Annotated in this window: 12 protein-coding genes and 1 tRNA gene; all 13 read left to right on the top strand. The window is 29.8% G+C overall.

Annotation, left to right across the window (positions count from 1 at the left end; all coding sequences use genetic code 11):
* Positions 1-17: 17 nt before the first annotated feature.
* The 13 genes from CONE_RS01920 to rplI all read left to right on the top strand — a co-directional run bounded on the left by CONE_RS01920 (position 18) and on the right by rplI (position 12,564).
* Positions 18-1,310, top strand: coding sequence for an adenylosuccinate synthase (locus tag CONE_RS01920; protein WP_015397063.1), 1,293 nt, complete (start codon positions 18-20; stop codon positions 1,308-1,310).
* Between the two features lie 392 nt (positions 1,311-1,702).
* On the top strand, positions 1,703-1,915 hold the full coding sequence (gene rpsU, locus CONE_RS01915) for a 30S ribosomal protein S21 (RefSeq protein ID WP_015397062.1): 213 nt from the start codon (positions 1,703-1,705) through the stop codon (positions 1,913-1,915).
* Positions 1,916-1,937: 22 nt separating this feature from the next.
* Entirely contained in the window at positions 1,938-3,740 is a 1,803-nt protein-coding gene (gene dnaG, locus CONE_RS01910) for a DNA primase (protein ID WP_015397061.1), read from the top strand.
* 131 nt (positions 3,741-3,871) lie between these two features.
* Positions 3,872-6,043 carry an RNA polymerase sigma factor RpoD gene (gene rpoD, locus CONE_RS01905; RefSeq protein WP_015397060.1) on the top strand — a complete coding sequence of 724 codons (2,172 nt, stop codon included), beginning with the start codon at positions 3,872-3,874 and terminating at the stop codon, positions 6,041-6,043.
* A gap of 48 nt (positions 6,044-6,091) precedes the next feature.
* Positions 6,092-6,170, top strand: a tRNA-Ile gene (locus CONE_RS01900).
* Positions 6,171-6,874: 704 nt separating this feature from the next.
* Positions 6,875-7,132 (top strand): exodeoxyribonuclease VII small subunit, encoded by a 258-nt coding sequence (locus CONE_RS01895; RefSeq protein WP_041862243.1) that lies wholly within the window; start codon positions 6,875-6,877, stop codon positions 7,130-7,132.
* Positions 7,132-8,046 (top strand): polyprenyl synthetase family protein, encoded by a 915-nt coding sequence (locus CONE_RS01890; protein WP_015397058.1) that lies wholly within the window; start codon positions 7,132-7,134, stop codon positions 8,044-8,046. Before CONE_RS01895 ends, CONE_RS01890 begins: the two co-directional genes overlap by 1 nt.
* Before the next feature lie 32 nt (positions 8,047-8,078).
* Complete coding sequence (dxs, locus tag CONE_RS01885) at positions 8,079-9,941, top strand: 1-deoxy-D-xylulose-5-phosphate synthase (RefSeq protein WP_015397057.1); 1,863 nt, start codon at positions 8,079-8,081, stop codon at positions 9,939-9,941.
* A 105-nt stretch (positions 9,942-10,046) separates the two neighbouring features.
* Positions 10,047-10,865, top strand: coding sequence for a GTP cyclohydrolase FolE2 (gene folE2, locus CONE_RS01880; RefSeq protein ID WP_041862242.1), 819 nt, complete (start codon positions 10,047-10,049; stop codon positions 10,863-10,865).
* Between the two features lie 156 nt (positions 10,866-11,021).
* A complete protein-coding gene (rpsF, locus tag CONE_RS01875) occupies positions 11,022-11,390 on the top strand; it encodes a 30S ribosomal protein S6 (protein WP_015397055.1) in 369 nt (122 codons plus the stop codon).
* Positions 11,391-11,404: 14 nt separating this feature from the next.
* The gene (locus tag CONE_RS01870; RefSeq protein WP_015397054.1) at positions 11,405-11,695 is read left to right on the top strand and encodes a primosomal replication protein N; all 291 of its coding nucleotides are present in this window, start codon (positions 11,405-11,407) and stop codon (positions 11,693-11,695) included.
* Between the two features lie 122 nt (positions 11,696-11,817).
* Positions 11,818-12,090 (top strand): 30S ribosomal protein S18, encoded by a 273-nt coding sequence (rpsR, locus tag CONE_RS01865; RefSeq protein WP_015397053.1) that lies wholly within the window; start codon positions 11,818-11,820, stop codon positions 12,088-12,090.
* A gap of 18 nt (positions 12,091-12,108) precedes the next feature.
* Entirely contained in the window at positions 12,109-12,564 is a 456-nt protein-coding gene (rplI, locus tag CONE_RS01860) for a 50S ribosomal protein L9 (RefSeq protein WP_015397052.1), read from the top strand.
* The last annotated feature ends 44 nt before the right edge of the window (positions 12,565-12,608 follow it).

Below are 12,608 nucleotides of genomic sequence, written 5' to 3'. Positions count from 1 at the left end.
TTAAATTTAAATATGATATGAGCAAAAATATAGCAATAATTGGCACTCAATGGGGTGATGAAGGTAAAGGTAAGATTGTTGATTGGCTAACAGATTCAGTCAGTGGTGTTGTCCGTTTTCAGGGTGGTCACAATGCTGGGCATACTCTCTGGATAAATGGCTTAAAAACAGTACTAAGATTAATTCCTTCAGGAATAATGAGATCTCATGTTACTTGTTTTATAGGTAACGGTGTAGTTCTTTCTCCAGAAGCATTATTAAAAGAGATTGCTGAACTTGAATCTGCTGGTATAGATGTTAGATCAAGGCTTCAGATTTCTAATATATGTCCATTAATATTACCTTATCACGTAGCTATAGATAATGCTCGTGAATTACATAGGGGTAAAGAAAAAATAGGTACAACTGGTAGAGGTATAGGTCCAGCTTATGAAGATAAGGTTGCTAGAAGAGCATTAAGAGTACAGGATTTATTTAATGAGACTTATTTTGAAGACTTGTTGCGAGATAATCTAGAGTATCATAATTTTATTTTAGCTAATTATTTTAAAGCAGATATCTTGGATTTCCAAGAGATATTGGATCAGTCTCTAAGTTTTGCTCCTATACTAGCTCCAATGGTTCATGATGTTTCCACTAATTTATTTAATATGCAGCAATCTGGAAATAATTTGCTATTTGAAGGAGCTCAAGGAGTTATTCTAGACGTTGACCATGGAACTTATCCTTATGTTACTAGCAGTAACTGTATTGCAGGTTCTGCTTCAGCTGGATCAGGTATAGGTCCGCAATCTATAGATTATGTATTAGGAATAACTAAAGCTTATACAACTCGTGTTGGATCTGGTCCTTTTCCTACTGAATTATCTAATGAATTGGGATTACATATTGCTACTGTTGGTAAAGAATTCGGATCAGTTACAGGAAGGCCTAGACGTTGTGGATGGTTTGATGGAGCTGCTTTAAAAAGGTCAGTAAGACTTAATGGAGTTTCTGGCTTATGTATTACAAAACTTGATGTGCTTGATGGTTTGAGTTCTATTAAGTTATGTGTAGGCTACCGTTCTGAAGGGAAATTTTGCGACGTTTTACCATATGGATCCTGTGCTGTTTCTAAATTAGAGCCAGTATTAGAAGAAATGCCAGTATGGAATTCTTCGACTGTTGGAATAAAAGAATTTGACAAATTGCCTATTGAAGCTAAACATTATTTAGGAAGGATAGCAGAGATCTGTGGAGTTCCTATAGATTTAGTATCTACAGGTCCTGATAGAAATGAGACTATAGTGCTTCGTCATCCTATTGGTTAATTTACATTTTAAAAATACACAGAAAAGGTCAAATCAATTATATTTGACCTTTTTATTTATTATATGTTTCATTATAAATTTCTAATTTAATTAAAAATTTCTTAATTTTAAAGTGTTTTTGCTAGTATAATAAACCTGTTTCTAGAAATTAATATTTTCAACTTATTAATGTATAGTACATAATTAAATATTATATGTTATGTATGACGTACTATATAAATAGAAATTTTTTAGGAAATCTAACGAATCATTGATCATATTTATTAATAGTTATTATAAAATAGTGTTATAATTCGAAGCTATGTGATATCACTGTAATGTGAATGTTGTTATTGTATCTAGCATATTGCTTGTGGTCCAAATTTTAATAATTTTTTGAGTGTATTATTTCTATGCCTATTGTTAGACTTAAAGAAAATGAACCGTTTGAATCAGCCATGCGACGTTTTAAACGTAATATTGAGAAAACTGGATTATTGACAGAATTAAGATCCAGAGAATTTTATGAAAAACTAACAGCAGAACGCAAACGAAAATTAGCTGCTGCTGTAAAAAGACATTATAAGCGCATCCGTAGTCAGCAACTACCACCACGTATGTATTAGAATCAATTTATTAGTCAGATAGTTGATACCTAGATCTTTTGTTCAGGATTTATTGGCTCATGTAGATATCTTAGATATTGTGTCTAAGTATGTGCAATTAAGGAAAGCTGGCTCTAATTTTGTTGGTTTATGCCCATTCCATAATGAGAAAACTCCTTCTTTTACAGTTAATAGAGTAAAACAAACCTATCATTGTTTTGGTTGTGGAGTTCATGGCGATTGTCTGTCTTTTCTTATGAGTCATTTAGGATTAAGTTTTACTGAGTCAGTGAAATCACTTTCATCTCAAATTGGCTTGGTATTTCCAATGATTGACAATAAGAAATCTCAAGATGAATACAAAAAAGAAAAGTCATATTATAATGTAATGGCTAAGGCCCAGTCTTGCTACTCTCGTTTATTAGATAATTCGTTTGTGGCTATTTCTTATTTAGAAAAAAGAGGTATAAGTCGTGAGTTTATAAAATTTTTTGATTTAGGATGGTCCGATGTTGGGCACAACTCTCTATCTAATATATTCGAAGATTACTATAATAATGATTGTTTAGTTGATGTTGGACTAGTTATTAAAAAATCTGATGAAAATCGGTATGATAGATTTAGAGAACGTATAATGTTTCCTATTAAAAATCAATATGGATCTGTAATTGGCTTTGGTGCTAGGACAATAGCTAATATTCAACCTAAATATTTAAATTCACCAGAAACAGTTATTTTCTCTAAAGGTAGGGAACTTTATGGTTTATGGGAATCTAGAATTAACATAAAATCAAAAGGGCTGATTATTGTAGTAGAAGGATACATGGATGTTATTAGTCTAACTCAGCATGGTATAAATAATGTAGTAGCTACATTAGGAACTTCTATAACAAAAGATCAGATAAAAAAATTATTAATTGTTAGTGAAAAAATAGTATTCAGTTTCGATGGAGATATAGCAGGTAAAAATGCAGCTTGGAAAGCTCTTTTGTTATGTATTTCAGAAATAAAAGATGGCAATGAAATCCGTTTTCTGTTTCTAAAAGATGGATACGATCCTGATTTATATATTAAAGAAAATGGTAAAGATGTTTTTGAGAATTGTTTAAAAAATTCTATACCACTATCTAAGCTATTAATAGATACTTATATTAATAAATATTCAATTAATGAAGCAGAAGGTAGAGCTGCTTGCTGGACTGAAATAAGTAAAATATTAAAACATATGCAAAATTGTCCTATGTTAAGAATTCAGATCGAAAAAGAAGCTTCACAAATTCTTAATTTTAGTAAAAATGATTTTAATAATCTAACGGATAATAATTACTCATATACAAATAAATCAATTTATAATAAAAATTCGCAAAATATAACCAATAGTTCTAAATCGCGAAATAAATATTCAATAGGTATAAAGTCTAAACCATCTTTTATGAAAAGACTACTTTATCTATTGCTATCTAACTTAACGTTGATTGATCATATTGGTGATCAACAATTAGAAATTTTGGATAAAAATCCAGATCTAAAAATAATTAAAGATCTATTATTATTAGCTGAAAATACAAGCTATAAAGATTTAGATTCTATAAAGAAAATTGTAGACCCTAATTCAGAATTAGGAATAGCTATAAATAGTTTTATACAGGAAGATCTACTTTATAAGAATAAATTGCCAAACCCTTTAAAAGAATGGGAGGATTCTCTTTTGCTTATAGAGTATCAGTCTATAAGCAATGAAATGAGAATTCTTGTTGAAAATGGCTTGTCCTCAGAAGAGGATATAGAAAAATATAAAGATTTATCAAAAAGAATAATATCTATTAAGGCAATAAATAACTCGTAATTATCTATTTTTTTAATATCTACTAATTCTAAATTATATTTTTTGTGCGGTAATATATGCTTGAAATTTTATTACGCATGTTAAATATCTATTCTATTTGTTCATAATAATTTTAATGTCACGGAAGCTATATGAGCCTTATTAAATCTAATGAAAAAAATATTTCGAGGATCAGTACATCTAGAAAGAAAGATAAAAAACCTATAGATGGTGATAATCTAAATGTGGAAAGCAATAATTCTGGAGATTTTTTGATTAGCAGTGAAGATCTAGATGATCAATTTTTTGAAGCCGATAATTCTAAAAATAGTTCTAAGAAGATTATTAATAATACTGATGATCATGAAAACGATTCTTTTGACGAAATAGAAGAAAATGATGTTGATATTCTCCCTTATCTAAAGGTTCAAAAGAGGATTAATAGAAAAAGAAAAAATGAACAGAAAGATTTAGTTTTAAATAGAAAACCTATTTCTCAAGAGGAGTATGAAGAACGCAGAAATGTTCTTAAATCTTTAATTAAGTTAGGTAAAGATAGGGGTTATCTTATCTACAGCGAGATTAATGATAGTTTACCAGATGATCTAGTAGACGCTGAATCTATTGATAGTATAGTTAGCACTTTTGGAGATATGGGAATTACAGTTTATGACCAGGCACCAGACGTAGATACACTGTTAATGAATGAGAATGCAGCGTTGGCTTCTAACGATGATGATGTCAAAGATGAAGCAGAAGCAGCTCTAACAACTGTTGATTCTGATTTTGGAAGAACTACTGATCCAGTAAGAATGTATATGCGAGAAATGGGTATAGTAGAACTACTGACTCGTGAAGGTGAGATAGAAATAGCAAAAAGAATAGAAGATGGCTTAAAACATATGATTATGGCCATCTCTTCTTGTCCGATAATAGTGGATGATATTTTACAAAATATAGAAAAAATTCATAATGAACAAATACCAATAGATGATGTTATTGATGGATTGATTGACCCGGAGGACGGTGAAGAATATGCAGGTATTGGAGTTGCGGACAATAATAATTTTGATGATCCAGTTGCTGGCGGGATGTCTATTAAACAATTAGAAGAATTAAAAGCAAAGAGCCTATTAAAATTCAGCAATATTTCTGAAATTTATAAACAAATGGGAGATAATTATAAAAAAAATGGATATCGCTCGGAAAAATATTTTGATATGCTTAGATCAATACAAGAAGAATTGCTTGGCGTACGTTTTACAGCAAAAATAGTAGAAAGGCTTGCTGATTGCATAAGATCGTATGTAGATAAAATAAGACAAATAGAGAGATCTATATTAAATATTTGCGTAGATAAAGTTGGTATGGCAAGAGATTATTTTATAGGCTCATTTGTTAACAGTGAGATAGATCTCAATTGGATAATTAATGAAATAGAATTTGGTAATAGCTATTCTGAATCATTGAAGAATTATGTTCCTATAATACAAGATTTACAAAAAAAACTAATTGATCTTCAGAGAGAGATTCTTTTGCCGATTAGTGAATTTAAAGAAATTAATAAAAAAATGACCATGGGTGAAGCTATGGCAAGAAAAGCAAAAAGGGAAATGATAGAAGCTAATTTACGTCTAGTAATCTCAATAGCAAAAAAATATACCAATAGAGGTTTACAATTCTTAGATCTTATACAGGAAGGCAACATAGGCTTAATGAAGGCAGTTGATAAATTTGAATATCGTCGTGGTTATAAATTCTCAACATATGCTACATGGTGGATTCGTCAAGCAATTACAAGATCAATAGCAGATCAAGCTAGAACAATTCGTATTCCTGTTCATATGATAGAAACTATAAATAAAATGAATCGTATAAGTCGTCAAATTTTACAAGAAACTGGTTTTGAGCCAGATCCATCTGTAATTTCTCAGAAAATGGATATACCTGAAGAGAAAATAAGAAAAATATTAAAAATTGCTAAAGAGCCTATATCAATGGAAACTCAAATAGGTGACGATGATGATTCTCATCTAGGTGATTTTATAGAAGATACAACAACATTAGCTCCTTCTGATTCTGCTTTACATGGATCAATGAAAAATATTGTAAAAGAAGTGTTAGACTCACTGACTCCAAGAGAAGCGAAAGTACTTCGAATGAGATTTGGGATAGAAATGAATACAGATCAAACTTTGGAAGAAGTTGGGAAGCAATTTGATGTAACCAGAGAAAGAATTAGGCAAATAGAAGCCAAGGCACTAAGAAAATTACGTCACCCTAGCAGAGCAGATAAACTCAAAAGCTTTTTAGATAATAAATAAAAACATCTTTTAATTAGTTTATTTTTATATTATAATTTAAAAAAGTTTGGGCCTCTAGCTCATGCCTGGTTAGAGCAGCGGACTCATAATCCGTTGGTGCCGAGTTCGACTCTCGGGGGGCCCACCAAGTATTATTCATGTATAATTGCTGATACAACTTATATTGAGAGTTGTTTTTATCTTATGATAAATAAAAATCAACAAATATTATGTTTATCATTGATATAGCTAATTAATAATTCTATACAGTTGGATCACTTTAATGTAGATTCAATAGTTTTTACTCAAAAAGAATAATGTCAATTAGATATGATTAATCTTATTTTTAATAATAAATTTATAGCTAATCTAAATTCTGCAATATCAATTTATCCTAAAATCTGTTTATTCTTGCCCTAGATATTTATATATAAAAATATCTAGTAAATACCGTTTAATTGATTGTTGTTTTGTTGTAATTTGTCGATTCCAATAATTTATATTGTTTGAGCGATAGCTGAAGCATTATTTACGCTTTAAATGATACAGATTAAAAAATTATGAAACCTATTATAAATAAAATGTCAAATTAACTTATGTTTTTTGAATTTCTATATATCTTTGTGGAAAATTAAAAAACATTTTATTTTTATTTGATATATATATTTATTTACGGATGATTTTAGTAATTATACTTGAGCATAACTTTTTTATTAGTAATTTAAAAATCAAAATATAATATGGATTATAATAAAAATGGATAATGTGTATTATAGCTATTTTTTTAAAAAATAACTTTTAAAATTTAATAATAAAATCATTCGAATAAATTCAAATTTGGAGGCAGTATTGATTACTAAAACAAAGAAAAAGAAATCTATTTCTAAAATAGACTTCGAAGCTGCCATGTCTGAATTAGAAAAGCTAGTAGCTTCAATGGAAGCTGGTGATATAACTCTTGATAATTCTTTAATTCTATATCGTCGAGGTGTTGATTTAGTTCGTTTCTGTCAAAATCAATTATCTAAAGCAGAGCAAGAGATAAAATTTTTAGATGAAGAGGTATTAAAGCCATTAGATGATGATTTATTAAAAGAAGATAAATTTTAATGAATGAGAACAATTTATCATTTTCTGACTGGATATCAAATATTATGAACAACATAAATGATAACCTAAATAAAATATTGCCAGATTATGATTCAAGTTCATCTATATTACAGAAAGCTATGAGATATTCAACTGTATCTGGTGGTAAACGTATACGTGCTTTACTTGTTTATGCATCATTCATTGCTTCTAATGATTATTTAGTTGAAAAAGATGATATCTTGATTGCTTTGGATAAGGCAGCTATTGCCATGGAACTGATTCATTCATATTCTTTGATTCACGATGATCTTCCTTCAATGGATAATGATTGCACAAGAAGAGGAAAACCTTCTAGCCACATAGTATTCGGAGAGGGAATTGCGATACTAGCCGGAGATGCACTACAATCACTAGCTTTTGAATTACTTTCCAGAATTTCAATTTCTCATGAAACTAGATTAAATCTTATAAAAAATCTTGCTCAATCTGCTGGTTATTTAGGTATGTCTGGAGGACAAGCTATAGATTTAGATAATATAGGTAATAATATCTCTTATGATCAATTAAAAAATATGCACTCAATGAAAACCGGAGCGATTATAGCCTGTAGTATAAAATTCGGTTACCTATTAGCTGGAGCTAATCAAATTGTGCGTTGTATGCTTGATGATTTTGCAAATTATCTAGGTATAATATTTCAGATTGTTGATGATATTATTGATGTAACTTCTAGTGGCGAACAACTTGGTAAAACAGCAGGTAAAGATCATAAATATAATAAGCCTACATATGTATCTATATTTGGAATTGTAGAATCAAGAAAAATATTAGATGAACTTAAAAATAAAGCTATAAATACAATAAAACCAATGGATTCATCTAATAAAAGATTATTGGAAATGCTTGATTTAATAGTTTGCAGAAATCATTAAAGATTAAATAAACATCGATATAAGAGTTTTAAATGGCTACTAATTTATTGGATAGTATTTCATCACCTTGTGATTTAAAAAAATTAAATAATATTGAACTTAAAAATCTTGCAAAAGAATTAAGGCAAGAAATTTTAGAATTAGTTTCTAAAACTGGTGGTCATTTATCATCTAATTTAGGAGTAGTCGAATTAACATTAGCCATTCATTATATTTTTGATGCTCCTTTTGATCGTATTGTATGGGATGTTGGGCATCAATCATACGTTCATAAGATACTAACAGGACGTCGTGGGTCAATGAACACATTAAGGCAGTATAATGGTATATCTGGTTTTCCTAATAGACTAGAGTCTTGTTATGATGCTTTCGGCACAGCTCATTCTTCAACATCTATTTCTGCTGCTTTAGGTATGGCAGTAGCAGCTAGAGCATTTAATATAGACAGAAATAATATTGCGATTGTTGGTGATGGAGCAATCTCATCGGGAATGTCATTTGAGGCCCTAAATAATGCAAATAACATAAAAGATATAAACCTAACAGTTATATTAAATGATAATCATATGTCTATTTCGGAGCCAGTTGGTTCTTTAAATAATTATTTTTCTCAATTAATGAATGGCCGCTTTTATGCTAAGGCTAAAAATGTTGGTAAGGTTGTCCTGAAACATATACCATCAGTGCTAAAATTAGCTAAGTCTTTAGAAAGCCATGCTAAAGATATAATAAAAACAAACATAATTTTTGAAGAATTTGGTTTTAAATATTTTGGTCCAATAAATGGTCATAATATAGATGATTTAATATATGAGTTAAATAAAGTTAGATCTTGTCCAGGACTGAAATTATTGCATATTGTTACAAAAAAAGGAAAAGGTTATAAATTAGCTGAAAAAGATCCAATTCTTTATCATGGTCCTGGTAAATTTAATATTAATACTGGTATTAAATTAACAGAAAAAAACATTACTAAAACATTTACTAATATTTTCAGTGAATGGATCTGTGACATGGCCCGTAGTGATAATAGATTAATTGCTATAACTCCAGCGATGAGTGAAGGTAGTGGATTGGTTAAGTTTGAGGAATTATTTCCTGAAAGATATTTTGATGTTGGTATATCTGAACAACATGCCATTACTTTTGCTGCTGGTATGTCATGCGAAGGCTTAAAACCAGTAGTTGCTATATATTCAACTTTTTTACAAAGAGGATATGATCAATTTATACATGATGTTGCTATTCAGAATTTAGATGTTACTTTTGCATTGGATCGTGCAGGAATAGTTGGGTCTGATGGTCCAACTCATGCTGGTAACTATGACATAGCATTTCTTCGTTGTATTCCTGGCATGGTAATAGCAACTCCTTCTGATGAAAATGAAGAAAGGATATTATTAAATACTTGTTATAAATATCAAGGACCTTCTTCTGTAAGATACCCTAGAGGTAATGTAACCGGAGTTGAAGTAAATATAAGCTTAGATACAGTAGAAATCGGTAAAGGATTTATAAGAAAAATAGGTAAAAATATTGCTATATTGTGTTTTGGTACTTTATTACAAAAGGTATTGGATGTTGCTGATCGTTTAAATACTAGTGTAGTGGACATGAGGTTTGTTAAGCCAATTGATCATGAAATGATATTAAATATAAGTAAAAATCATAAGGCTATAGTTACAGTTGAAGATTCTTCTATAATGGGTGGTGCTGGTAGTGCTGTGCTAGAAATATTACAGAAATTTAATTTATTAATACCCGTTTTACAACTTGGGATACCAGATTACTTTATTCCTCATGGAGATACAAATATATTAATGTCTAGTATAGGTTTGGATGTATATGGGATTGAGAATTCGATACGTTCTCGTTTTTATGATTTGCTCGATTGAGTAATACATATATTTTATTAGATGTGTATTTTTATTTTTCAATAAAGTGTATATTATTCTGTATCTTAGTTAAAACCATATTAATTTTATCAAGAAATGAAAACAATCAAATCAACTTTAGAAAATATTTCAGAAATACCTGATATACAGGATTTAGTAGATACTAGATGTATTCCTATTAGCAGGGTAGGTGTGCATAACGTACGCTTTCCTATAACTGTTTTAGACAAGAACAATAATATCCAAAATACTGTTGCTAACTGGACTATGACTGTTTCTTTACCTGCTAATAAGAAAGGCACTCATATGTCACGTTTCTTAGTTTTACTAGAAAAATTCAAGAATAGATTGATGGATTTATCTAGCTTCTCTGAAATGAACACAAATATGTTAAATTTATTAAATTCAGAAAACGGTGATATTAGTGCCTCTTTCCCTTTTTTCCTAGAGAAAAAAGCACCTGTCTCTAACGTAAGTAGTTTGATGAGTTACGATGTTCAGATAAACATACGCACTTTTTATAATAAAACTGAATTTGAAATAGTGGTTGTTGTACCAGTCACAAGTTTATGTCCATGTTCAAAAGCTATTTCTGAATATGGTGCTCATAATCAAAGATCTAATATTACATTATCTATAACTTCTAATAAATTGTTAAGCATTCACATTGAGGATCTCATAACTTTAGTAGAAAAAGAAGCATCATGCGAACTTTGGAGTATATTAAAAAGACCTGATGAGAAATACGTTACAGAGTACGCATATAATAATCCAAAATTTGTAGAAGATTTAGTGCGTGATCTAGCTTTTCGGATAGATACGATATTTCCTTATATAAGCAAATATCGCGTAGAAGCAGAAAATTTTGAATCTATACATAATCATTCTGCATATGCTGTGATAGAAAAAAAGATTAATAATTAGGTAAATAAAAATATATGCATAGTACACAAATATTGTATATAATTTAGCCTACTGTCTGTTATTTATTTTCCTGCCAGACTAATTGTTTAGCTGGCTTTTTTAGTTTGATTTCCATCTTTAAAAGAATCTGTCTAAATTATCCATTAGGAGTTAATTGTGCGTGATTATGAAATTGTTTTTATTATACACCCTGACCAAAGTGAACAGGTTCCAGTTATGCTCAAGAGATATCAATCACTTGTTACTGAGAAAGGTGGATTGATACATCGTACTGAAGATTGGGGACGCCGTACACTGGCTTATCCAATACAAAAATTGGTTAAAGCACATTACATATGTATCAACATAGAATGTGATAATAGTACACTATCTGATCTAGAAAATTCATTTCGTTATAATGATGCTGTGTTAAGATACTTGCTTATAAAGACCAAAAAACCTCATACTAGCCCTTCTATAATGATGAAAACTGTTGAGAAAGAAGTAGTATCTAAGGACTCATCAGAAAATTCTGAAGATGTATAGTTTAATCATATAGTATGAATAATCTAGAGATTGATGTAACTTTTATAGAAAATAAAGGTTTACGCTATACTAAAACTGGGATTCCCGTTTTAGAAATGCTACTAGAGAATTATTCAAAGGTCATGGAGTCAGGTCTTGAGCGTGAAGTTAGATTTCAAATACTTTCTGTCGCTATAGGGTATATAACTGATATTTTGATTAATATGCCCATAGGTTGTAAATTTAGCGCCAAAGGTTTTATAGCTCCAGCTTACAGAGGTTCTGCCTTGTTAAAATTTCATTTACAAGAAATTTATAATACATAATAAAATATATAAGATATACTGCAACATCTGACATTTTAGTAAAAGCATATGAAAGATGCTTTATTAATAACAAATGTTTTAGTGGATGATAGTAGTTATCATAAAAATAAAAGGTGTAAGAAATGTCATTCTTTGGACACACGAAAGAAAAACGTAAATTTGTACAGCAAAATCCTTTATTTAAACGTCGTAAATTTTGTAGATTCACTGCAGCAAAAGTTGATGAAATTGATTATAAAGATACGGATACGTTGAAGGATTTTATACAAGAAAATGGAAAAATAATCCCATCTCGTCTTACCGGCACTAGGGCAATTTATCAGCGTCAGTTAAGTTTAGCTATTAAACGAGCACGTTTTCTAGCTTTATTGCCTTATACAGATAATCATAACTAATTAAGCGAGCTAATTAAAATGGAAGTAATTTTATTAGAGAAAGTTTCTACTCTAGGAAATTTAGGCGATATAGTTCGCGTCAAAAACGGTTACGCTAGAAACTTTTTAATACCAAATAAAATAGCCAAAAGAGCTACTAAAGTAGCTATAAAAGAATTCGAAAACAAAAGGTCAGAATTAGAAAAAATCCAATTAAATAAATTGAATGATGCTAAGGAGCTTGCTGACAAGCTAGATGGATTTGTAATGCGAATTTCTCAAAAATCTAGTGTAGATGGTAAATTGTTTGGTTCTGTTAATAACATAGATATAGTGCATAATCTGAAGAAATTTGGATTTACCTCTATAGAAAAAACACAAATTTATTTATCGGAAAATCATATAAAGACTATTGGTGAGTTTGTAGCAAAAATAAAACTCCATCCTGACGTAGAAAAAGAAATTTCAATAGTAGTTACTAGGGAAGAATTATAAAAACAAAGCTGCCAGTGTCAACTGGCTTTTTGTTTAATTAATTT

Source organism: Candidatus Kinetoplastibacterium oncopeltii TCC290E (genome assembly GCF_000340865.1).
Taxonomy (GTDB): Bacteria; Pseudomonadota; Gammaproteobacteria; order Burkholderiales; family Burkholderiaceae_B; genus Kinetoplastidibacterium; species Kinetoplastidibacterium stringomonadis.
This window is presented reverse-complemented; position numbering and strand designations above follow the sequence as displayed.

What these genes read in the sequence shown, in the direction of transcription:
- rplI (WP_015397052.1), top strand. Translation starts at nt 12,109, where the DNA reads ATGGAAGTAATTTTATTAGAGAAAGTTTCTACTCTAGGAAATTTAGGC.
- CONE_RS01870 (WP_015397054.1), top strand. Translation starts at nt 11,405, where the DNA reads ATGAATAATCTAGAGATTGATGTAACTTTTATAGAAAATAAAGGTTTA.
- dxs (WP_015397057.1), top strand. Translation starts at nt 8,079, where the DNA reads ATGGCTACTAATTTATTGGATAGTATTTCATCACCTTGTGATTTAAAA.
- CONE_RS01890 (WP_015397058.1), top strand. Translation starts at nt 7,132, where the DNA reads ATGAATGAGAACAATTTATCATTTTCTGACTGGATATCAAATATTATG.
- CONE_RS01920 (WP_015397063.1), top strand. Translation starts at nt 18, where the DNA reads ATGAGCAAAAATATAGCAATAATTGGCACTCAATGGGGTGATGAAGGT.
- rpsR (WP_015397053.1), top strand. Translation starts at nt 11,818, where the DNA reads ATGTCATTCTTTGGACACACGAAAGAAAAACGTAAATTTGTACAGCAA.
- rpoD (WP_015397060.1), top strand. Translation starts at nt 3,872, where the DNA reads ATGAGCCTTATTAAATCTAATGAAAAAAATATTTCGAGGATCAGTACA.
- rpsU (WP_015397062.1), top strand. Translation starts at nt 1,703, where the DNA reads ATGCCTATTGTTAGACTTAAAGAAAATGAACCGTTTGAATCAGCCATG.